General features: G+C 67.1%; 20 protein-coding genes and 1 tRNA gene. 7 read left to right on the plus strand and 14 right to left on the minus strand.

All coding sequences use genetic code 11. The features are described from left to right. Positions 1–94: 94 nt before the first annotated feature. The 4 genes from JWP54_RS03390 to JWP54_RS03405 all read left to right on the plus strand — a co-directional run bounded on the left by JWP54_RS03390 (position 95) and on the right by JWP54_RS03405 (position 3,547). Complete coding sequence (locus JWP54_RS03390; RefSeq protein WP_297367240.1) at positions 95–1,003, plus strand: hypothetical protein; 909 nt, start codon at positions 95–97, stop codon at positions 1,001–1,003. 136 nt (positions 1,004–1,139) lie between these two features. Next, entirely contained in the window at positions 1,140–1,283 is a 144-nt protein-coding gene (locus JWP54_RS03395; protein WP_297367242.1) for a hypothetical protein, read from the plus strand. 81 nt (positions 1,284–1,364) lie between these two features. Beyond that, positions 1,365–2,612 carry an FAD-dependent oxidoreductase gene (locus JWP54_RS03400; protein WP_297367245.1) on the plus strand — a complete coding sequence of 416 codons (1,248 nt, stop codon included), beginning with the start codon at positions 1,365–1,367 and terminating at the stop codon, positions 2,610–2,612. Between the two features lie 146 nt (positions 2,613–2,758). Beyond that, positions 2,759–3,547 (plus strand): GNAT family N-acetyltransferase, encoded by a 789-nt coding sequence (locus tag JWP54_RS03405; RefSeq protein ID WP_297367248.1) that lies wholly within the window; start codon positions 2,759–2,761, stop codon positions 3,545–3,547. A 56-nt stretch (positions 3,548–3,603) separates the two neighbouring features. Here JWP54_RS03405 and JWP54_RS03410 read toward each other — a convergent pair whose 3' ends face one another. The 11 genes from JWP54_RS03410 to JWP54_RS03460 form a co-directional block, all read right to left on the minus strand. Beyond that, the gene (locus tag JWP54_RS03410; RefSeq protein ID WP_297367251.1) at positions 3,604–4,137 is read right to left on the minus strand and encodes a hypothetical protein; all 534 of its coding nucleotides are present in this window, start codon (positions 4,135–4,137) and stop codon (positions 3,604–3,606) included. A gap of 288 nt (positions 4,138–4,425) precedes the next feature. Next, on the minus strand, positions 4,426–6,006 hold the full coding sequence (locus JWP54_RS03415) for a DUF6596 domain-containing protein (RefSeq protein ID WP_297367254.1): 1,581 nt from the start codon (positions 6,004–6,006) through the stop codon (positions 4,426–4,428). Then, positions 5,985–6,365 carry a YciI family protein gene (locus JWP54_RS03420; protein ID WP_297367257.1) on the minus strand — a complete coding sequence of 127 codons (381 nt, stop codon included), beginning with the start codon at positions 6,363–6,365 and terminating at the stop codon, positions 5,985–5,987. Before JWP54_RS03420 ends, JWP54_RS03415 begins: the two co-directional genes overlap by 22 nt. A 188-nt stretch (positions 6,366–6,553) precedes the next feature. Then, the gene (locus JWP54_RS03425) at positions 6,554–7,972 is read right to left on the minus strand and encodes an MFS transporter (protein ID WP_297367260.1); all 1,419 of its coding nucleotides are present in this window, start codon (positions 7,970–7,972) and stop codon (positions 6,554–6,556) included. A gap of 869 nt (positions 7,973–8,841) precedes the next feature. After that, entirely contained in the window at positions 8,842–10,638 is a 1,797-nt protein-coding gene (locus tag JWP54_RS03430; protein ID WP_297367263.1) for a TOPRIM nucleotidyl transferase/hydrolase domain-containing protein, read from the minus strand. Between the two features lie 183 nt (positions 10,639–10,821). Next, positions 10,822–11,568, minus strand: a complete 747-nt coding sequence (locus JWP54_RS03435) for a 7-carboxy-7-deazaguanine synthase QueE (protein ID WP_297367266.1) — start codon at positions 11,566–11,568, stop codon at positions 10,822–10,824. After that, positions 11,529–11,891, minus strand: a complete 363-nt coding sequence (locus JWP54_RS03440) for a 6-pyruvoyl tetrahydropterin synthase family protein (protein ID WP_367274176.1) — start codon at positions 11,889–11,891, stop codon at positions 11,529–11,531. The genes JWP54_RS03435 and JWP54_RS03440 overlap by 40 nt, the downstream gene beginning before the upstream one ends. Beyond that, positions 11,888–12,535 (minus strand): 7-cyano-7-deazaguanine synthase, encoded by a 648-nt coding sequence (locus JWP54_RS03445; protein ID WP_297367272.1) that lies wholly within the window; start codon positions 12,533–12,535, stop codon positions 11,888–11,890. The genes JWP54_RS03440 and JWP54_RS03445 overlap by 4 nt, the downstream gene beginning before the upstream one ends. Then, positions 12,528–13,757 (minus strand): PfkB family carbohydrate kinase, encoded by a 1,230-nt coding sequence (locus JWP54_RS03450; protein WP_297367274.1) that lies wholly within the window; start codon positions 13,755–13,757, stop codon positions 12,528–12,530. Before JWP54_RS03450 ends, JWP54_RS03445 begins: the two co-directional genes overlap by 8 nt. Further along, positions 13,754–14,152, minus strand: coding sequence for a hypothetical protein (locus tag JWP54_RS03455; protein WP_297367276.1), 399 nt, complete (start codon positions 14,150–14,152; stop codon positions 13,754–13,756). The genes JWP54_RS03450 and JWP54_RS03455 overlap by 4 nt, the downstream gene beginning before the upstream one ends. Continuing rightward, the gene (locus JWP54_RS03460) at positions 14,121–14,915 is read right to left on the minus strand and encodes a hypothetical protein (RefSeq protein WP_297367279.1); all 795 of its coding nucleotides are present in this window, start codon (positions 14,913–14,915) and stop codon (positions 14,121–14,123) included. Before JWP54_RS03460 ends, JWP54_RS03455 begins: the two co-directional genes overlap by 32 nt. A gap of 364 nt (positions 14,916–15,279) precedes the next feature. On the opposite strand from JWP54_RS03460, the gene mobF reads away from it, so the two are divergent. Beyond that, positions 15,280–18,723, plus strand: a complete 3,444-nt coding sequence (gene mobF, locus JWP54_RS03465) for a MobF family relaxase (RefSeq protein ID WP_297367282.1) — start codon at positions 15,280–15,282, stop codon at positions 18,721–18,723. Positions 18,724–18,725: 2 nt separating this feature from the next. Here mobF and JWP54_RS03470 read toward each other — a convergent pair whose 3' ends face one another. Together JWP54_RS03470 and JWP54_RS03475 are read right to left on the minus strand one after the other, a co-directional pair. Beyond that, on the minus strand, positions 18,726–20,036 hold the full coding sequence (locus JWP54_RS03470) for a Fic family protein (RefSeq protein ID WP_297367285.1): 1,311 nt from the start codon (positions 20,034–20,036) through the stop codon (positions 18,726–18,728). Positions 20,037–20,142: 106 nt separating this feature from the next. After that, complete coding sequence (locus tag JWP54_RS03475) at positions 20,143–20,337, minus strand: helix-turn-helix domain-containing protein (RefSeq protein ID WP_297367287.1); 195 nt, start codon at positions 20,335–20,337, stop codon at positions 20,143–20,145. Between the two features lie 67 nt (positions 20,338–20,404). On the opposite strand from JWP54_RS03475, the gene JWP54_RS03480 reads away from it, so the two are divergent. Together JWP54_RS03480 and JWP54_RS03485 are read left to right on the plus strand one after the other, a co-directional pair. After that, a complete protein-coding gene (locus JWP54_RS03480) occupies positions 20,405–21,010 on the plus strand; it encodes a helix-turn-helix transcriptional regulator (protein WP_297367290.1) in 606 nt (201 codons plus the stop codon). A gap of 47 nt (positions 21,011–21,057) precedes the next feature. Continuing rightward, entirely contained in the window at positions 21,058–22,353 is a 1,296-nt protein-coding gene (locus JWP54_RS03485; protein WP_297367293.1) for a site-specific integrase, read from the plus strand. 57 nt (positions 22,354–22,410) lie between these two features. Here JWP54_RS03485 and JWP54_RS03490 read toward each other — a convergent pair. Further along, positions 22,411–22,498 (minus strand) — tRNA-Ser (locus JWP54_RS03490). Between the last annotated feature and the right edge of the window lie 30 nt (positions 22,499–22,528).

Consider the following 22,528-nt stretch of genomic DNA (forward strand, 5'->3'; position numbering starts at 1 on the left):
GCAGACTGGCTGTGGCCGGTCGCCATCAGGCCCCGGCCGGCCCGCGCCGCCGATCCGACGTTTTTTGTTTCCAGTACCTAAGTCAAGGATTCCTATGAGCATCATTCAGAAGGCCATTACCCCGCAGCTGAGCAACGCCTACCTCACCACAGGGTGGGACCGGGTGTCCGGATTCGTCGTCGAAGCGGCCACCGTTGCGTTCGCGAGCACCCCGGCGCAGCTTTTCGACGTTCATGCGCTGGGTTTCCCCGGCTCGCCGTTCTCCGCGGAGGACCCGTTCATCGACGTGATCCGGTTCCCGGCCCGGTCGACCATGCGCCTGGAGAACGCGGTCGGCGGCGTCGACCAGGCCAGCCGGGCGCTCACCGGGGGCCCGTTCGTGGACCGGCCGCCGTTCACCGGCACCGGTTTCGCGCCGGTCGCCGGCCACATCGTGCCGGTCTGGTGGATGCGGCACACCCGGGTGGTTCCGAACACTCAGCTTGTGCGGGTCTTCGCCGACGGCACCGAGAAGCTCCTGGCCGTGTTCCCGAACATCGCGGACGGCTGGATGGTGGATGGCGAGTCTGCGGGCCGGTTGACGCCGTTCTCCCGGCACGTGGGCACTCTGGCGAAGTGGAACGACCTGTACCTCACGGCCGATGTGATCGACCAGGGTCGGCGCATCGTGCTGGCCACGCACTCGCAGCCCACCGACCAGCGGTTCGTGCGAACCGGCCGGGGCATGTGGAAGTACGAGATCCCGTTCGAGGAAGCTACCGAGGTGATCGAGCTGGACATTGAGGCGGTCTGGAACGGCCTGGAGTTGCGGATCGTCGACGAGTCGGTAGACGCCGATGGCACGAAACTCTCCAGCGGATCCTACGTCGGCCACAACGCCGATCTCGCCGAGGGACTCCGGCTGGTCAAGGTGGATGCCGGGGTGTACGAGATCACCGTTCCCACGGCCGACCTCGAGGGCTTCCGCACCACCCAGCTGTCGCAGGCGTCCTGGCCGGACTGACGCCGGCGTCCGCGAGTTGCGCCGAAATGCCCCATCGGGGCATCCGAAGGGGCAACGTGCGGCACGTCGAATCCGGCCGCCCTCACCCGGCCTCCTCACACAGCCCCCGTTCGACCGGCTTGGGTAGGGTTGACGGATGGATGACGACGACTACGACAGCCGCCCGGTCGGTTTCATGGGCAAGATGCGCGGCGGCATCAAGGGTCTCACCTGGGTGCTGATCCTGTCGCTGGTCGCCATCACCATCGGCGCCACGTCGCTGCTGGTCCTCTTCCAGTAGCCTGATCGAGGGGGCGCCAGGTCTCCGTCGGCGCCCGCGCCGGTTGCACGTGCCAACGAACATGTACGGCGACCCCTTGGCGTGGCCCTGCCCGCCGTCGCCGTGCTGGTGCGTCGGCTCCACGACGCGAACTTCTCCGGCTGGTTCGCTTTCCTGGGCCTGATCCCTGGCCTCGGCGCGCTCGCCCCGGTCACCGGCGGCCGGCAGCAGTACGTCTCCAGCCACGGCCGGCAGGCGGCCGCCGACTTCCAGGCTGCGATGAACGACACCGTCGACGAGGTGATCCGGGTCGCCGCGGCCGAGGGCATCGACGCTGACATCGTCAAGGGCGGCGAGTTCACCGTCGCCTACGACCGGCCGCAGCAGCAGCGGCTCGAGGCCGCGGTGCGCGCAGAGCAGGCCTGGTCGCACACGGATGTCCGGCTCCTCTCGGCCGCGGACGCCACCGACCGCATCAACGTCGCCGGCAGCACCGGAGCGATGTGGCACCCGCACTGTGCGCGCATCCAGCCGGCCAAGCTCGTGGCCGGCCTCACCGGCGTGGTCCTCGCGCTCGGGGTGGAGATCTACGAGGACACCCGGGTGAGCGAGATCACCCCGCACGCCGCCCTTACCGCGCACGGCACCGTGGCGGCTGGCGTGATCGTGCGCGCCACGGAGGGATTCACCGCTGGCCTGGCCGGCCTGCACCGGGCGTGGCTGCCGATGAACTCGTCCCTGATCGTCACCGAACCCCTGGGTGAGCACGTGTGGGCCGGCATCGGCTGGGCGGGCCGCGACACCCTGGGCGACATGGCGCACGCCTACATGTACGCCCAGCGCACGGCGGATGACCGCATCGCCATCGGCGGCCGCGGGGTGCCGTACCGGTTCGGCTCCCGCACCGACACCGACGGGCGCACTCCGGCGGCCACCATCGAGGCGCTGCGCGGCATCCTGCACCGCTTCTTTCCGGGCACGGCGGATGCGCCGATCGCGCACGCCTGGAGCGGCGTGCTGGGCGTGCCGCGGGACTGGGCCGCCACCGTGGGGCTGGACCGGGGCACCGGGCTGGCGTGGGCCGGCGGCTACGTGGGCACCGGGGTGGCCACGACGAACCTGGCCGGCCGCACCCTCACCGACCTGATCCTGGGGCGGGAGACCGCGCTGACGGCGCTGCCGTGGGTGAACCACCGCGTGCGCAACTGGGAACCGGAACCGTTGCGGTGGCTGGCCGTCACCGCCCTCTACCAGGCGTACACCCGCGCCGACCGGGCCGAGCTCACCCGCCGCACCGGCACCTCCCCCCTGGCCACCCTCGCCGACCGGGTCTCCGGTCGCGGCCACTGACACCGCCGGAAGCCATCGGCGGAGAATCTCGGGACACGCCGGAATCCCGGTCCCGCCACGCGGCGTGTCGGCCGATTCTCCGCCTATGCGAACACGACGGGGTCCGCACCCGAGACATCCTGCCCGCGGTGTGATGTACTCGGGGCATGAACGTTGAGGCGGAGGCCGTGGCGGAGGCGTACCGGCGCTACACCGCGGCGGCAGAGGCGGCCGGGGTGAGCGTTCGGACGGCCGAACCGCGCGACCTGGCCGGCATCATCGGCCTGTTCGAACGCACCTGGGGTCTCGGCCGCAGCCCCGACCGGTCGATGCTGCTCGCCCTCGACTACGCCGGCAACACCGTGTTGCTTGCCACCGAACGAGGCAAGCCGGTCGGCGCCACCCTCGGTTTCATCGGCTGGAACAACGGGCTGCACCTGCACTCGCACATGGCCGCGGTGGTGCCGTGGCACCGCGGCGGCGGCGTCGGGTTCGCCCTCAAGCTGTTCCAGCGGGCGCTCTGCCTCGAGCACGGCATCGATGAGATGCGCTGGACGTTCGATCCGCTGATCCGCCGCAACGCCCACTTCAACCTGGTCAAGCTCGGCGCCGAGGTCACGGCGTTCCTGCCCGACTTCTACGGCCGGCTCGATGACGTGGTCTCGGGCAACGACCGGAGCGACAGATTCGAGGTGCGCTGGCGGTTGGACTCCGAGCGGGTGCTGCGGGCGCTCTCCGGTGGGCCGCCACCGGTATGGACCGCCGAGTCCGGCTGGCCGCTCGACGTCGATTTCGAGCAGTTCCGGGCGGAGGACCCCGCCGCTGCGGCCCGCCGGCGCGAGGAATCCCGGGTGGTCTTCGCCGCCGCGCTTAAGCACAGTCTGCGGCCCGAGGTGACCGCCGCCAACGACTACGTCTTCACCCCCGACCCGGTAGACGCCGCCCGGGGTGCATGACTCCTGTCCGGCGGCTCCGGTGTACTTCGGCGGGGGATGCCCGCGGGTGGGAGCGGTCAGACGCCGAGGTCCGCGCCCGCTTCGGGGTCGCGGGCCACCCGACCGGTGACGCGGCGTTCGAACCAGTAGAGCAGTTCGGGGCGCAGCCGGTTGAGCTCGGTGAGGGTCATCGGGTCCGGCACCCGCACGACGGGCACCCCCAGCTCGTCGGCGACGGTGTCCATCGCGCCCTGGGAGTAGAACTGGCCGCGCATCCGCACGAGCAGTTGGCCGTCATGGCCGGTCACGAACAGCTGCGGATGCGTGTCGATCGCACCGCTCTGGTACAACTCGAGCGCCACGACGCTGGCCACCTGGTCGCGGTCGAAGGTGGTCACCCGGCCGAAGAAACCGCGCTCGGTGATGCCGGTCTCGTCGACCCAGATGCAGGTGCGCAGGAAACCGATGACGCTGATTGCCGCGCCGATCATCACCACCGCCTGGCCGTGGGCGACGTATTGCCACTCGCCGAGCGGAATGGTCAGCCAATACAGCACCGCGAAGACCGGTGCGAAGAAGGCGAAAATGGACAGAGTCGTCTGACGAAGCAAATGGCCGTGCGGCCTCAGCACCTGCGCACGAAAACGAGCGCCCGTCTTTTTCCCCACCCTCGTGTCCCCCTCGCCGGTGTACTACGAGTATGCCCCATGTCCGGGTTACCTCGTAGTCACCGTTCGGGGGGGTACGGCGGCGGCCCGGCCGTCAAGCGGCGCCGGGCCGTCGGGAGCAGGGTCGTAGAGTGGCAGCGTGACCCCGATCGAATTCCTCACCGGTGCCGAACTGGGCATCCGTGTCGTGGTGCGTACCCGCATCCCCGGTGGTTACACGGATGCCCTCGGCTATTTGCGCTCCTGTGACGACACCCACTGCTCGGTGGAAACCAAGCGGGGCACGGTGTCGCTGCTGCTCGCCGAGGTTGTCGCCGCCAAAGAGGTTCCCCCGGCCCCGGCGCCCCGCCCCCGCCGCCGCGTCGACGACTGACCCGCCCAACTGTTCCCCGTCCGGACAAGTGGTCCCAGTGTGCCGGTCACAATTGTCCGATTCGGGAACAGTTGGGCGGCCGAGGTCCGCTCAGCCGGAGCCGGAGCCGGAGCCGGAGCCGGAGCCGGAGCCCGAACCGTGGCCGTCGTCGAGAGCCGCGACCTGGCGCCGCAGCGCCGCGCGGAGCCGCTCGTCGCCGGCCAGCCCGATGGCGCGCTCGAACGCGACGCGGGCCTCTGGGCGCAGGCCGGCCCGCACCAGCAGGTGCGCCCGTGTGGCCCAGTACGGCTGGAACCCGGACACGGCCGGCTGGTCGCGGGCGAGGTCATCGAGCGCGCGCAGACCGGCGGCGGGCCCGTCCACCTCGCCGGTGACCGCGGCCAGCGCCCCCGTACGCCCACGGTGGGGGAGAACCGCAGCAGCGCGCCGTGCAGCGCCTTCAGCGCCGCCCAGTCGGTGGTCCCCGAGCGGGCCCGGTCGCAGTGCACCGATTGGATGGCCGCCTCGAGCTGGAACCGGCCGATGCGCCCCAGCGACCGTGCCCGGCGCAGGTAGTACTCACCGCGGGCGATGAGCGCCGTGTCCCACAGTGCCGGATCCTGGTCATCCAGGGCGATCAGCTCGCCGGTGCTGCTCGTGCGGGCCGGCAACCGGGCGATCGAGAGGGTGAGCAGCGACGCCAGCCCGAGCACCTCCGGCTCGTCGGGCAGGAGGGCGGCGAGCGTCTCGGCCAGGTACAGCGCCTCGCCGGCCAGCGAGTCCGGCTCGGCCCGGGCATCCGGCGTCGCGCTCGCCCAGTCGATGGCGTACGCCCCGTACACGGCCTCGAGCACCGCCGGCAGCCGGCGGGGCAGCTCGGCGAGCGACGGCACCACGAACGGGATGCGGGTGGTGCGGATGCGCCGCTTGGCCCGTACCAGCCGCTGCGCCATGGTCTGCTCCGGCACGGCGTACGCGGCCGCGATCTCCGCCGCGGTCAGCCCGAGCACGGTGTGCAGCATCAGCGGGGTGCGCACCGCGGGGTCGATGGCCGGGTGCGCGCACACGCAGAGCAGCTCGATCCGTTTGTCGGGGATTGCCTGCTCGTCGACGGCCTCGAGTGCGTCGAGGCCGGTGCCGCCGACCAACCCGCCCGGGCCGGCGGAGAGCCCGGGCGGCTTGCCGGCGTCGTCCAACGGAGCCCGCAGCCGCACGGCCGCTGACTTCCACAGGTCCTTGAGCCGGTTGCGGGCCACGGTGAGCAACCACCCTTCCGGATTGTCGGGCACGCCGCTGCGCGGCCAGGTGGTGAGCGCCCGCTCGAATGCGTCGGCGAGGGCGTCCTCGGCCGCCAGGATGTCGCCGGTGGGCGCGGCCAGCACGGCGAGCGGGCGCCCATAGGAGGCGCGGGCAGCCTGTTCCGCCCGCGCCTGGGCGGTCAGGCCGCCGGCTCGCGCCATGCCCCGTGGCTGAAGATGATCGCCGACGGGCGCACCTCGATCGCGCCGTACTGCGCGGCGGGACATTTACCGGCCCAGTCCAGCGCGGCATCGAGGTCGGGCACCTCGATCACGAAGGTGCCGTTCAGACGCTCCTTGGTGTCCGCGAACGGGCCGTCCTGAACCTGCAGGGCACCGTCGCGCATGGACACGGTGGTCGACGCGGACACCGGCTGCAGGATGTCGGCAGACACGAGCACGCCGGCCGCGTCGAGGGCCTTGCCGTAGGCGTCGAACGCCTTCCGGCCCCACTCCATGTCCTCTTTGCTGATGCCGGCGTCGCCGGACTCCTGGCTGATGACGAGAAGCGAATATTGCATGATCTGTCCTTTCACGCTTAACGGATACTGGTACTTCCATGACGAGCGAACCAGCCCCAAATCGACACCCGCACCCGAACTGTTCCCCGTGCGGACAATTGCGTCTGGCACACCGGGACCACTTGTCCGCATAGGCAACAGTTGGGCCGCCGAGCCGCTGAGCGGGCGGGGGCCAGCGGCGAGCCGGCTCAGGCCGGATGCGTCGCGGCGCTCGCCGGGACGTCGCGGCCGACCCGGCCCGCCAGCAGCAACCCGCCGACCGCGAGCACCGCGGAGAAGAGGAACGACGCCGTGTAGATGGCCGCGTTGCCCAGCGGGGCGACGGCCACGAACACCACGGCCGTGGCCGCCAGGGCCAGGGCGGCGCCGATCGAATCGGAGATGAGCAGCGCTGAGGAGTTGAAGCCCTGCTGGCTCGGCGTCGACAGGCGCAGCACCCGGCCGCTCTGCCGGGGCACCAGCGTGCCCATCCCGGCGCCGGCGACGGCCCAGCCGGCGATCGCGACCAGGGGCGACAGCGCGAAACCGCTGGTCGCGGCAGATGCGGCGATCGCGACGACCAGCAGCGCACTGCCCAGCCGCATGCTGCCCTGGTCGCTGAGCGCGCTCGAGTACCGGCCCTGCAGCCAGGACGCCAGCGCCCAGGTGATGCCGGCGCAGGTCAGCGCGAGTCCGGCCAGGGGAGGGGAGAGCCGGTACTCTCCGGTCAGCAGAGCCGGCAGGTACACCTCGGTCGACAGGAACGCGCCCGACACCAGCCCGCGAATCAGGAGCACCACGGGCAGCCCCCGCCGCGCGCGCAGGGTACCGGCCGGCAACAGCGGCCGGAGCGTGACCCCGGCCAGGATGAACGCGGCGATGGTGCCGGCCCAGAGCCACGCCCCCGGCAACCGCGGTGCGAGGGAGGCGCACAGCACCGCCGCGGCCGCGCCGAGCGACCAGAGCAGCCGCGCGATCCGCCAGGGTTCGCGGGCCACCGCGGGCCGGGTGCGTTCGGCGGCCGCGATGGAGCTCAGCCCCGGCTTGAGAATCCCCATCGCCGCGAGCACCAGCACCACCACGCCGAGGAACACCCACCGCCAGCTGGTGAACTCGGCGACCAGGCCGGCGATGAACGGCCCCACCATCGACGGCACCACCCAGGCGGCGGCGAAGGCGCCGAACATGACCGCATGCATCCGCTGCGGATACACCCGCGCGACGACCACGTACAACGCCACGATCAGCGCCGCCCCGCCGAGGCCGTGCACGGTGCGGCCCGTGATGAGGATGGGCATGGATGCGGCGGTGCCGGCGATGACCAGGCCCACCACGAAGAGCACCACGGCGGTGAGCATCACCGGTAACGGGCCGGAGCGGTCCGACCAGTTGCCCGCGGCCACCATGCCCGCCACGCCCACCGCGAGCGGACCGGAGAACGCGACCGCGTAGAGGGATTCCCCGTCGAGCGCGGCGCTGATGGTGGGCATCACGGTGGTCACCGCGAGCGTCTCGAACGCGTAGAGCACGATGAGGGAGAGCAGCCCGACGGTGACCCAGACGTAGTCCCGGCCGAAAATCGAGTCCGGTCGCCGCGGCGCCGCGGTGGGAGTAGTCGAAGGAGGCACGAGAGCGATCGTAGAACCTCACGGTCGACCCCGGGGCCGGGTCCACACCTAAAGGCGGAGAATGTCGGGGCACGCCGCCTCCGCCGCCGGATCGGCCGGCGTGTCGCCAGAAAATCCGCCTTTACGTGCACCGGTCAACCCAAAAACCCCGGAAAACCTGGGTTTTCCGGGGTTTATCAGTATCTGGCGGAGAATGGGGGATTCGAACTGTCCAATGCGCGGGGGCGCCCAGGATCCGGGAGGCTCGTTCTAGCGCGTAAGATCAACGATCTCGAGTGGTTGGCCTGTTGATAACAGCATCCAAATTCACGGACCTACAGGGCCGGTAGCACATGAGTTAGCACATGAAACGGGCAGCGCTTAGCGCGTTTTTGTTGCTGCAAACTCATCTTGACGGCCGGTCGGGTCGTCGGTTGCCTTTGCGGACGCAGTGTGTCTTTCTGAAACAGCCACCTTGTGCATTTTACGTGCGGTCACCGGGCTTATTGTCGGGCGGCCTATACGCGACACCCCTCGGCGTCGAACATCAGCGGAGCCGCGTGTTCGCGGGGGAGCGTCCGCAGAAGGACCGGCATACGGGCACATTCGCCGCGTTGCTTACGGCCAATGGGCACATGTCAGTAGCTCATGGTTCTATGTGGGCATGGAGAGATACGGGACGGCCACGGCAAGGATCGACGGTAGCGAGCGCATCCTGCTGGTACGTGTTCGCCACGAGGTTGCGCCAGAACCGAGCGGGTGTCGCTGGTGCGGTGCACTAGAGCGCGCGCACGGCATGGTGTACTCGCGTGCGGTGAAGCTGCATCATTGGTCTCAACCGACGAACGCCCAGCGCCTCGCGCGGATGCGATCCCGCCGCGCCGCCTGAGCTAAGTGGCCCGTGCAATCAATTCCGCAAAGATCGCGCGAAGATCGGGTGGAACCTGATCTTCTTGACTGAGGTGAAGAGCGAGAGTGCCGACCATGTCAGGCTTACCGCTTGGGCCGGTCTCGCTTTTCGTCCGAAACATCTCCAGGATGTCGCGGCTGAATTTACCGCTGCGGTGGGCCTCGATGTCGCTCTCGACCCAGGGCCGGTCCGTCCGACACCAGGCGCTATTGGCAACATCGACCCAAAGGTCATTCCCGAAAAGATCCTCAATCTCGCTGGGGTCGCCAATGTAGAGGCCGTGGACGTTCGGGTCGAGTTGACGGTTAAGAAGCTTGGCGTCAGAGAAAACGTGCTTCGCCAGCGTTTTAGAATCTCTGTCGACGAGGAAGGCCACGTTGCGGCCATGAGACACCAAGAATTCCGCGAATGAGACTGCGCCTTCGTTGTTGTTGCAGGCCCATATCGCGATGCCGCACGCTTCTAGTTGCTGGCCCGTCGCAAGACGGAACAGCACCGGGAGCGCCGCGATCTCGGTGGCGCCTTCGACGCCGACAAATAGGCGCTCGTTGAGCAAGACCGTGTTGCGAAGCCCAAGCGCCGCGGCGACGGCGCCGAGATGTTGTCCTACCTGCGAATGGTCGCCAAGATATTCCGCCACTGTGCGGCTTTCCGCGTTGTGTCTGATGTGCACGACATCAGAGATGTCGATGCCGTCGATTAGGTTCATCGAATGAGTGGCGATCATCATTTTGACGTTGGGTAATGCGCACTGACTTCGGACCAGATGCATGAACTCGCGCTGGTGCGCGTAGTCGAGATGCGTATCAGGCTCGTCGTAGAGGATTACGACATCACCGGCATCTTCCAGCAGGCCTGTCGTGAACTCCCAAACGGCGAGAGAAACGCGGCGCGCTCGCCCAGCACCGGCCTCTCCAAGATGTACATCCTCGCCCGCTGTGCCTGTGACACTGATCTGCGTTGCCTTTAGACCTGTGCCCGAGGCGATACTTACGGACGGGAGAATCTGGACACTGCCAATATCGGCACACCGCGACATGATGTGGGATCGTATTGACTCTGCTTCGGCAACAAGTAGGACTTGAAGCTCAGCTTCCAGCGTGGCGATGCTTCCGCTGAACTTGTCAGCTTCCGCGAATTTCTTATAGGCGACTTGGAGAGCAGACCGGATTGCGTCCTGGGCATCGGTAGTTCCACTGGGGTTGAACCGTTGAACCCGTGGAAGCGACTTGATTGCTGCAACCGGTGCGGGTATCCACAGCTCAATCTGGGGCGCGGCCGCGGCCGCCGCGTCGAGAACAGCGAGGAGCGCGGGTTTGCCCCCGCCGCTCTTGACCAACCCGAGGTCAGAAATAAGCTCTTCCAGCTGAGGGTTCGTCAACCCCGCGTAGCCCTGAAGCTTCTCGTTATCTGCCGCCATGCTGAAGTACTCGTAGGCCGCTGGTGAGCCATTTGCGGCAATTCGCCGCAGCCGCAATGTCCCCGGAAGACCAAGAAGCGCTTGCTCCTCGTACGACAGCTCGAAGAGACCCTCGACCGAGGTGCATTTCACTCGCGGAGCTTGTGTCCCGACCGCTGGTACGGGCCCCCCGACGGATGCGTATGTGGGGTCACGCTCGGTGAGTGAGTAGTCATTCAACAGAAAACTCACCGCGTCTAGAATCGCGGTCTTTCCCGCGTCGTTGTGCCCGGTAAGGAGGGTTGGCGAGCCAGTGATGAGGTCTTTTAGATCAGCAATAAATCTAAATCCAGCGATCGAAATGGTGTTTAGTTTCATGCGTCCCCCGGTGTCTAAGGTCACCCTACAGCTTGCTATTTCTCGGTAGCGGAACCAAGGCAAGGATGTTTCCGTGCCGTGGAACGTCACCTCGGATGCGACGACCCGAACAACTCCGAGTCTGTACGAACGGGACGGAATTCCGGAGAGTCGGTGAACGCCGGGGAGCCTGAGCGAGCAGGACTACGTACCGCGGGTGTCGCCCCAAAGGAGGACATGAAGCCGGGTCGAGAGGTTGAAGCCGAGATCGATGCAGACCGGGGCGAGTTGGTTCATTCCCGCGAGGATCGTCGCGGTGTCGGTCCCTTCGGGCATCAGCCACACGCGCTCGGGGCTGAATCCTGCCTCCGTGGCGATGGCCGAGGCTTCGGTCACATCTTCGGGCGCCGCGATGACGAATTTCAGAACTGATCCCCGCTGCTCGAACTCGACGAGCGCCTCGTTCTTGACGCGGACACGCCTGTTCAGGCCGGAGTTCCCCAGCTTCGGACTCACGACGAACAGCTGGACCAGCGCGGCGAGCGACGGCGCTGGCGCAAGCGTCCCGTTCGTCTCGACTTCGAACCGCACATCCGGGACGCGTGCGCGGATGATCTCAAGGAGCGCAGCGAGGTCTCGTTGCTGGATCAGCGGCTCACCACCGGTGATGATCAGGAGCCGAGTCGCCTGGAGATCGAGGGTGAGGCGGTCGGCGAGTCCCTCGACGTCGATCAGCTTTGTCTCGGCATCGCGGTCGTAACGCTTCCAATCCCACGAATACGGGGTGTCGCACCACGAGCAGGCGAGATTGCACATGGCGAGACGGAGGAAGACGGCCGGCTGGCCGACGCTGGGCCCTTCGCCTTGAACAGAAGTGAAAACCTCGGTGATGATGAGCGACGGCAACAGGATCAGCGAGTCACAAGAGCCGAAGCGTTCGGCGTTTCCCACACCTGAACGGATTTCAAGACGACGCCGTGCCGCTCCGCCTCGTCCATGAGATGTATGCCGATCAGCTCGGCAGTCGGGTTGGGCAGGGTGTCGTTCAACAGCGTGTGGTCGAGCGGTTCGAACACGGCGGTTTGCAGCACGCTTTCGAGTTGGTCGAAATCGACGACGATCCCGTTGTCGTTCAATGGTCCTTCTACCTGGACTTCGACTCTGTAACTGTGGCCGTGGAGGCGTGAACACTTTCCTAGATGCCAAGGAAGCACGTGCGCAGCGTGAAAGGTGAACGCCAGTGTCACCGAGACCCTGTATGCCTTCATTGTCATTCCCCGACCGCATTCCAGGTGTAGCCCGGTATGGACAAGGAGGCGAGCACTCGTTGTCGCTTCCAGCAGCCGGGACAGTTGCCGCACGGAAGGTTGGAGCGGTGGCACGAGGTCGTCCACCCGAGGACGGATTCATCGAGCCCCGCCGACACGAGCAATTCCTCGGTGGTTTTGTCGATGCCGGGCGCTACGACGTTTATGCCGCCCTCCTGTGCGCTGACGAGCGCGTTGAGCTTCTCGTAGAAGTCGAGTGTGCCGTCCAGGTGCCGTGTCCCGTCCGATTTGACTGTGCCGAGTGCAACCGTCGAACACTCATGCTGGAGGGCGATGGCCGCTCCGGCCGTGCCGAGGAACTGGTTCCTGTACGGCCACCATTCAGGACTAGGAGCCGTCGCCAACGCTGCTGACTCTTCATCGTGGAGCAGTCCGGAGCCGAATTCTCCGATGCCGAGCGCAACGGTGGTCAACGGAAGGTCGAGGGCCGCCGCTATGTTCGTCGCTGCTGTCCGTTCGGCTTCGGCGGGCCGCTGGCCGTAGTCGACGTACAGCAGCACCTTCGGCCTGAGCAGAGCAGCCAAGGCGGTGCTGTCGAGGCCACCTGAGAAGAGGAGCAACATCTGTGAGGGGTCGGGCATGTCATCCATTCCAGGATCGAATCGGAGCGCCGAGCCCTACCCAGATGGCCCGGTAGAGCGCCGTGGTGATGTCGGAGTGAAGTTCTGCGCCGGTCCCGGCCAGCATTGTCGTTCCGACGTGGTTGAGGTTCGCGCCCACTGCGACGATGGGAATGCCGGCGTTCACCGCCCACCCGGTCTCGAAGAGGGTCCCCGGGTCCCAACCGTCGAGGATCGCGAACACGACGTCGGACGCGCGGAGACCTTCTAGATCTTTGGAAGCCACTTCGGGGCCGCCGAACCCCACGGCATGGACCGGGCTGAATACGTCCGCACCTGCCTGGCTGAGGAACGACAGGCACTGGTCGATGAGCCAGCGTTCCGCGGACGTGAAAAACGGCCCTGCGAGATACACCCGTGGCCGGTGACCGTTGTTTCCGAGCTCTGTCGCCCCGCCCGGAACTTCAAAACTGGTACCCGCGAGGATCGCTGCGGGGATGCGGTCTGCGGGGCTTCCGCACCACCAAGCCGTGCCGTGACTCGCGACCCTGGCCGCTTCCATTGCAGTAGCCCCGTTGAACCACGCATGTGCGAATGCTGCGGAGAAAACGTCTCCGCTTCCGAGCTTCCGGACCGTGTCCGTGGGGACAGCGCCTACCCAATGTTGTTCGCGGGTCGAAGCGTCGGTGACGAGGCAGCCTCTCGCGCCGGCTTTCGTCACGGCGAAAGCGGCACCGAGCACGTCAGCAGCACTCAGCGCGGCCTGCTCGATGCTGGTGCCTCCGCCGATAGCCATGGTCTCTAGAACGTTGGCGCAGAGGGCCAGCCGGCGGGGCGCGAGGTCGATCACCGATCCGAGTCGAGGGTCGTTGGTGGTCTGCGGATCGTAGACGAAGGACTCTGCGTCGAATGATCGCTCACCGCCCTCGATGATCCCGAAGCTGAGAATGTCGGCACCCGCGACCATCTGCGCTGCGGACAGCCGCGCGTTCGACCCGTGGACTACCGGCTCGACGAATGGTGCGAAGTAGGTGAAGCCGACGCCTTTGTCGCGTCCCGCATTTACGACTTCAAATTGAAGGGTTGTCGCCGCACTGCTGAGCAGCCCGGAGAGCTCGGGCTCGACGGCGGTTACGAGAATGGTGTCGGGGGTCGGCAGGGTCGCCGCGGCCCGAAATCCACTTCCGCCCAGGTCTTCAGAGTGCTCGCCGGTAGCGACATGTTCTCGGTATGTGCCACCGGCGACTATCACGCGGCGTGTACCGACAGCAGCACGTGGCCGCCGTGGATCGAATTCACCGTGGCGTGGAAGGCAACGCCGAGTCGCAGGCACTCTATGAGCTTCAGCTCGGGAATGATGGCGCCAGCTTCTTCGCCCGCTTTCGTCATGACCGCGATGACCGGCTGGTCACCGTCATGCAATACGAGGTTCAAGTCGTCGTCGACTGACAGCCCGCTGACCACGTCGGCATCCGGCGCTTGGAGGGGCTTGACCGATCGCAGTCCGGAACAATCTCCGAGTCCGCCAATACCGCCGAATCCCGTGTAGTCGGGCCCTTCACTACCGCTCATTTCCACCTCATCGTTGCCGAAATCATAGTGGAGTGTTGGCCAGCTAACCCGATATGCCACGGCGGAGACGAGCATTTGCGGCCTGCTTTATCCAGATGACAGCGTCGAGGTCCCCGGCCGGCACGTCGCCGATTCGAGCCCATTCCAAGAAGGCTCTCTCCATCGTCCAGTAGTGACGCAACGGCGACCAGCTCGGGTCGAAGACGCCGGCCTGGACGCCGGCGCGTTGTATGTGGATGTCGATTATGGCTACATCGTCGGTGTCATAGTGATTGCGCACGATCCAGCTAGCCGTCTTCGGCCCGATTCCCCGGAAGGTCATCAACCAGTCGCGGGCGTCAAGAGCCTCGGCCGGCACAGGCTCATTTCGTAGCCGTCCCAGCGCCTCGGCGATGCGGGAAGCCTTCTGATTGGGGTACCGGTAGGAGATCAGACGTTCGCCGATGATGAGCGGCTGATGAAGAACAGCAGAAAGTTCTTCCGTCGATGCATTTGCATCGTCTATCAGACCTGCCTGCCGAAGCGAGTGAAAGGCGCCGACATTCATCTCGAAGGTCACACCGTGTCCACCGAGCATGCACGCGACCACTTCTTCCGCGAACGTCGTGCCTAGACGGTGCGGCCGCTCCCTGACCGGGTTCACGGAACGCCACTCCTCGGTGACACCGATCCAATAGGCGGCCGACATGAATTGCCACGGTTGGCCCCAAGCAACCTCTCGGCTCTGCCCATCCAGCACGCTCATGACTACACGCCGAGAGCCGGTGGTCAGCGACGATCGGAGTCCGGCCTGATTCGGGACGCGGTAGGCGTTGAAATCTTCGGCAGGCGCGCTCATTACGAGCGTCACTTAAAGCACTGCACTTCTCGGTTCCGCATGCCGCCAGCATAGCTACGTCCGTGAGCGACAGATGGCGCCACATGGGGCCTGAACCCGACAGCTGCTGCTTGTTCGACAGCTGCGCCGCACTCTTACAGGTCACGAAAGTCAATCAAGTGCAGCCAGGCGTCCCCCTCGCGAGGGGCAGTATTAACGAGACGGTCAAGTGTGCGCGGCACTGATAATTGTCGGCGCCGGCGCGAATGCTATGCACCCAGTTCTCTTTTGAATGCGCGAATGCTATGCACCCAGTTCTCTTTGGAATGCACGTATGCTACCGTGGTAGATACGGCAAGAGCGCTATAAGAAACATGGAGAAGCCATGAAGGGTGGTGTGATCCTTTTCCGGGGCTCCGGCACGGCCGCCCGCCGCTACCTGGAATCCGACCGCTCGCGCGCCGACGAGTATTACCTGGAGGGCGGGGTCTCCCTGGCCGAGTACTCCGTGGTTGACGGCCGAGGCGTGGTGATCGGCGAGGGCGCGTTGACCCCGGACGAGTACGCCCAATGGGTCGACTGGATCAACCCGCTTACCGGGGAGCCGATGGGAGCACCCCGACGAGCGGGCGAGGGTCGGCAGGGGTCGCCCCGCTTCGCGGAGATGGTCGTGAACGCGCCGAAGTCCCTGTCCATCGCGGCGGCCCTGCACCCGGATGTGTCGGAGGCGCTTGATGCCGCGCAGAAGGATGCGGTGGGCGAGATCCGGCGCTGGCTCGGCCAGCATTCGGTGACGCGGGTCGGCCCGCGCGGGAAGCAGGAGGTCGTGCCGGTCCAACAGCTCGAGAGCGTCTCCGTCGTGCACAAAACCTCCCGGGCCGGCGACCCACACCGGCACATTCATTTCCAGATCGGGACGAGGGTGTGGGCGGCCGCTGCCTGGCGTGGGTTGGACACGGCAGCGCTGTTCCGGCAGCAGGGCGCTATCCGAGCACTGGGGACGGCAGTCATCGCCGCGCACCCGCAGCTCGCCGCGGTCCTCGACCGGCACGGTCTCACGCTCGATCCCGTCACCGGGGAGGTCGCGGAGCTGGTGCCATACAACGCGGTGATGAGCAAGCGGGGTGAGCAGGTGGCGCGCAATCTGGCGCGGTTCGAGACCGAGTGGCGGGCGACGCATCCTGGGCAGGACCCCGGTCCGGTCGTCACGTCCAGGTTGACCGCGATGGCGTGGGATCACGAGCGCCCGCACAAGATGCCGTCGACGCTCGGACACGAGGCCGCCTGGCGCGCCGAGCTGGAGAAAGCCGGCTACCGGCCGGACCCGAAGCGCGTGCCAGTGCGTGCGGCAGTGTCGCTCGATGACCTGAGCGTGCAACAGGTCGCGTCGCGCGCTCTGAACCGTTGCGCGGCCGCTGCATCGACCTGGACCGTGCACACGATCCAGGAGCACGTCACGCGCATCATCACCGAGGCCGGCGTGCACGCGGCCCCCGCCGAGCTGCACGACCTCGTTGCGCTCACGACCGGACTCGCCGCAGAGGATTGCCTGTCGGTGCTGCCACCCGGCGGTGTGCAACCCGACCATGTTGCACACCTGACCACACTGCACGTGGTCGCCGTGGAGACGCGCCTGCGCGACATGCTCGCCGCGCGTGCGATTGGCGGCGCGCGTCATGTGCCGAACCTGACCCGCCTGGCCCGCGAGCGCGGCCTTTACCCGGAGCAGGCGCAAGCGGCGGCAGCGGTCGCCTCGACCGATCCGCTCGTGGTGGTCGAGGGCGCGGCCGGCGCGGGCAAGACCACAATGCTCGGGGCCGCGATCGAAGCGGCCGCCCACCAAGGGCGCCCCACGCGGATCGTGACGCCGACGAAGAAGGCCGCCGATGTTGCCGCTCGCGAACTCGGCGTGCCGACCGATTCCGTGGCGAAGCTCGTCCACGAGCATGGCTGGCGGTGGGACCGCGACGGCGTATGGACCCGCCTCGCCCCCGGTGACACCGACCCGGAAACGGGTGCGACGTACAGCGGCCCGTCCGCAGCGGCGGGCCTGGTCCGCGGGGAGCGGATCGTGGTGGACGAGGCTGGGATGCTCGAGCAGGACACCGCCTTTGCCCTGCTGACTGTCCTGGATGAGCACGGTGCGACGGTCGCGCTCATCGGCGACCGCGCGCAGCTCCCCGCGGTCGGCCGCGGGGGCGTGCTCGACATGGCCGCGCGACTCTCCGAGCGCAGCTACGAGATGACAACCGTGCACCGCTTTACCGACCCGGAGTACGCGGAGCTCACGGTACAGATCCGGAAGGGCGATCACGCGGCGCTGTTGTTCGACCGCCTGCACCATCTCGGCCTCGTGGTGCTGCACGGGAGTACCGGCGTTGTACAGGAGGCGATCGCGTGTAGCGCCTGCCACGGGGATGCGATCACGGTGGCGACGAATGACGAGGCGCGGGAGCTGAACGCGCGCATCCGTGAGGAGCGTGTGCGCGACGGTATGGTCGACGACCAGCGCACCGTGACCGGCAGCGACGGGCTCGCCATCGGCACGGGTGACGTGATCCAGACGCGGCAGAACGACAGTGACGTGCAGGTGGCGAACCGGCAGACCTGGAGCGTGCAGAGCGTCGGAGGGGACGGCACGGTGTCGGTGAAGGAAGTCGGGACCAGCCGGAAGCACGAGCGCACCGTGCGGCTCCCGGCGGAGTACGTCGCGGAGCACACGCACCTGGCCTACGCCACCACCGCCTACGGTGTGCAGGGTGCGACCATGCCGGAGTCGCACACGATCCTGTCCGACTCGCTCGACTCGGCCGGGATGTACGTCGGGATGAGGCGCGGGCGGGAGGCCAACCGGCTGCACGTGGTCGCCGCGGACCTGGACGACGCCCGCGAGCAGTTCACCGCCGCGCTCGAGCGCGACCGCGCCGACCGGGGACTGACCGAGGCGACCCGCGCCGCACAAGAGGGCGTGGCTGGACTCGTCCCTGACGGCCCGGTGCGGCTCGTCAACGCCGAGCGCGCCCGGCTCGCCCAGCAGATTGAGCGTGCCGACCGGCAGGCCGCAGAATGGGAGCGCGCCGCGATCGCGTTGGACCGGCAGCAGCAGGAGCACCAAGCCGAGGCCGAGGAGCAGCAGGCGATCCTCGAGTCGGCCGAGGCGGTCGCCGAGCGGGTGCGCGCCAAGGTCGCCGCCCCGCTCATCGACCACGCCGCCCACGACGGTGCCGTGTACCTCGCCGCCCGGAACCGAATGGGCGAAGCCGAGGACGCCCTCCGCACAGCGACGGGTTTCCACAGGCGCACCGCCGCCCGCGCCCTGACGACGGCCGTGGACGAGCATCGCACGGTTGAGACGGCCGCGCGGCGGCGCTGGGGCACCCTCCCGCAGGCGCCCGAGGGCATCGTCCCGTGGGCCACGACGGTGGCGCACCGGGAGGCCGACGCGGACCCGCGCGTGGTCGAGGCGCGCGCGGAGGCGTACGAGGTGCGCGAGGAGCGGCAGCGCCTCAGAACCCGGCAACTGCACGAGCGCGCCCGCCTCCAGCGCCGGGTGTTCGGCGGCCGTGCCCCGAGTAACGCCCCGGCGCAGGCCGGGCGCTGGCGCAACCACGCTGAGGCAGCCCGGCATGACCTCGCGGCGATCGAAGACCTGCCCATTACTGAGGCCGCGCAGCTGGTCCGCGCTCGCGCCGAGAAGGAGGCCGCGCAGCACGAAGCCGCCGAGCGTGCCGTGGCCGAGCATCAGGCCCGCGCCGCCGGCCTCCACGACTTCACGCGCCTCCCGCCCGACCACGGAACGGTCCCGTCCGAGCGCCGGCGGGGCCTGTAGCGCTACAGGCCGCGCCCGTCCCCGTGTGCAGTAGGGCCCGACCGCGCGGCACCGAAGCGGCTGGGTTCGGGAAGGGCAGGGCCGAGCCTCGACTTGCGTCCCGGGGTGTCGCCGCCGCCGACGCGGTTGCTGCGCTCCGTGAGGGCGACCAGGGCCAGGTGCCGGTCGGCGGTCCAGCAGATCAGCCGACCCTTTTCATCCTTCGTGCGTCCCAGGATGCCAGCCTCCGCCAGCTCGGTCAGGGCGCGATGCGCCGCCGCGGGCGATGCACCCATGCGCGTGGTAACGGACTCTGCCGTCAGCACCGGATCGGAGGCGAGGGTATCGAGGATACGCAGCACCACCGCGTCCCGGCGCGGAACCGCCGGGCTCAGGCCACGGTCGCGGCGGAAGCGCACCAGCTCGTCCCGCACCTGGTCGTCCAGTGCGGCGATGTCCTCGGAGAGTCGCACGGCGTTGCCGGCGGCGAGTTCGGCGGCCTGGGCGAAGCCGATCACCCATTCGTCCAGCCTCGGCGGGTCCGCGCGGTAGCTGGTCAGCCCGGCAAGGTATGAGTCCGTGTCGCCGGCGAAGACGGTGCTGATCGGGATAAGCGTGTTGCGCAATGCGTCGGCGCGGCGCAGGACGGTGTGGATGAGGGCGCGCCCGGTGCGACCGTTGCCGTCGATAAACGGGTGAATCGTCTCGAATTGCGCGTGGACAATCGCCGCCCGCACCACCGGGTTCCCGCTCGTATCGGTGACGAACCGGGCGAGGTCGACCATCAGGCGGGGCACCTCGCCCTCCGGCGGCGGCACGAACGCCGACCGCAGCGGACTCCAGCCGGCACCGCCGACCCAGTTCTGCTCCTCTCGCAGCCCGCGCTGAAGGCGCGGCTCGATGACGTGCTGGAGATCCACGATGTCCGAGGTCGTGATCGGCCGGCCGTGATCGGCGAGGTCGGCGATCGCCGCCTCGGTCGCCCGCACGTTCGCCACCACGTCCAGTGCGGTACGGGGGCCGTGGTGAAGCAGCTCCGCGATCGCCAGCTTCTTCGGGGTGATGCGATTGCCCTCGATCCACGACGACGAGATCGACTCCGACCGGATGAGCAGATGGTTCAGGTAGCGACCCCGCGTCCCGATCCGCTCGTCCGCCCGTGCGAGCACCGCCAACGCGTCTTCCGCAGCAGCCTGTGCGCCCGCGCCCAGGGTTGGGAGTCGGCGGCCTAGCTCGTCCGGCACATACGCCAGGTAGCGGCCGGGCGCGCGGTCCTTTCGGCTCAGGCCGCCCGCATCCTCAGGGTGCCACAGGCGCTCGACGTACTCGGCCATCACACCCTCCCAATATCGTCTCGATCTTCTACTTTAGAGCAACTAACCGAGAAATAGCCGGACGGCGCTCCCGGTTAGCGTGACTCGACGAGACGCGCTCTGCGGGTCACTCGGGGTCGGGGTCGAACAGGCGCAGGAACTTCTCGCGCGGAATCAGCACGCGGCGGCCGAGCCTGACCGAGGGGATCGTATGGTTCTCGACGCCTGCCGTGACGGTGCGGGGATCGACACCGAGCGCCTGCGCCGCCTCGGTTCGCGTGATGACCACGCTCCGTGACTCGCGCAGCTTCTCGATCGTCACCGTTGCGGTTCTCATATCGCGCACCTCGTTCCTTGGACAGGCGAGAAATGATAATAGGTGAATTTACATGATCGCGCTTGATGTGTCAAGAATGACGGTGTATGTTTCTTACATGGAGGAGCGAAAGCGCGGGAATCCCGCGGGACACACAAATGAACATGTCGCGGCGAACCTCCGCAAGTTGCGCCAAAGTACTGGCGTCGACCTGCGGGAGCTAGCGGCACGGATCAAGGCGACGGGCCGAGTCATCTCGCCTTCGGCGCTGAGCAAGATCGAGAACGGTGACCGCCGCGTGGACGTGGATGACCTCACTGTCTTCGCCTACGCTCTGGGGACCACCCCGGCCGCCCTGCTCACCCCACCCGAAGACGGCCCAGCCCCGTCCGGAGTGCCGGAGGGCCAGTACACGCCCGAGGAACTCCAGGCATGGTTCCAGGGCAGCCTCAAGCTCACGGTAGAAGATCTGCTGCGGTACTGGAATGAGCGGGCGCTCGATTGCCAGTCCTATATCAAGCGCTTCGATGATCTGTTGGCGCAGTACGACCGCGGCGATGTCGGTGTCACTCCGCGGAAAGTGTATGAGGAACGGCTCGCCACACAGCGGCAGCGTCTCGCGTTCATCCGAGACAGGTTGCTCCAACTCGACCCAATGGGAGTGCCCATCGACGGCTAACCAGACGCCGACCGACGCCAAGAACGAGAGACGGGAAGGTGAGACACATGACCGACATCCCGGCGAACGAGCCCATGGGGAGTGACTCCGCGCAGCACAAGGCGAACAAGACGCGGCGCTCCCGGTCACGGCATGCGGGTTCGCTGGCCGACTACGCCACGAAGGCGGGACAGCGTTGGAAGTTCCAGATCTATGCGCTCAAAGATCCGGAGAAGCCTGAACTAGGCGAGACGCGCATCACCCGTGGCGGCTTCAAGAGCCTCGAAGCCGCACAATCGGGGCTCGCCGAAGCGCTGAAGAGGAAAGTGCAGAACGAAAAATTCCAGGGAAAGGTGCCTACGATCACGGAATATGCGAACCACTGGGTCACCGGGCTCCGGCTGCAGAACTCCACGATTCAGGGCTACCGCAAAATAATCCGCAACCATATCAGCCCGGCCATCGGCAACATCCGGCTGGACAAGCTCACCGCGACCCGGATCGCAGCTCACTACCGCGAGCTTGAGAAGTCGGGTCGACGGGACACGACCGGCCTTGGGGAGCCCCTCTCGGCAAACAGCGTAAACAAGGTGCACGTCGTGCTCGGCGCCCTACTCGATGCGGCGGTTGATGATGGTCTGATCGCCATGAACCCGGCCAAGAAGAAGCGCACGGTCAATGCTCCAACAGGTTCCCAGATCCGTGCCCAGCGCCCCGAGATCAAGACCTGGACAGGCGGCGAACTCCACGCCTTCCTCACATGGAACCGTGACGTGCTCAGAGACGACCTCTTCCCACTGTGGCGCACCATTGCCTACACGGGGATGAGGCGCAGCGAAGCACTCGCGCTGCGCTGGAGCGACCTGAATACCGCGACCGGCAGGTTGAGTATCAGGCGCGCCGCTGACGTGACCGTCCGCAACCTGACGAAATCCACTAAGACGGGGTCCGCGCGCGTGCTCGACTTGGACCCCGAGACGGTCGGAATCCTCAAGGCCTTCAAAGCACAACGTGGCGCGATCTCACTCGACCTTGCCCGCGCAGATGCCTACGTGTTCGGCAACGACGCAGGCGCGATCCGCTCCCCAAATGAGGTTGGCCGGCGGTGGACGTTCCGTGTCGAACGGGCTCAGGCGGCCATCGATGGACTGCCACGGGTCACCCTCAAGGGCCTACGGCACACGCACGCGACCCTCCTGCTCGAACTCGGCGAGCACCCCAAGGTCGTGCAGGAACGGCTGGGGCACTCCACGATCACCACGACGATGAACATCTACAGCCACGTCACCCCGACGATGCAGAAAGCCGCAGTAAACCGCTTTGCGGAGCATCTCGATCGGCTTAGCACATATTTCAGTACATGAAGAGGAATGCGTCCTCGTTAAAGAGTATAAAAAGCCAGATCAGAAGCAATTTTTAACTGGCGGAGAATGGGGGATTCGAACCCCCGAGGGCTTGCACCCAACCAACTTTCCAAGCTGGCGCCATAGGCCACTAGGCGAATTCTCCTGGCCGGTCGATCTCACGGGAAGTGAACGA

The organism is Cryobacterium sp., assembly GCF_025463825.1.
In the GTDB taxonomy this organism is placed as follows: Bacteria; Actinomycetota; Actinomycetes; order Actinomycetales; family Microbacteriaceae; genus Cryobacterium.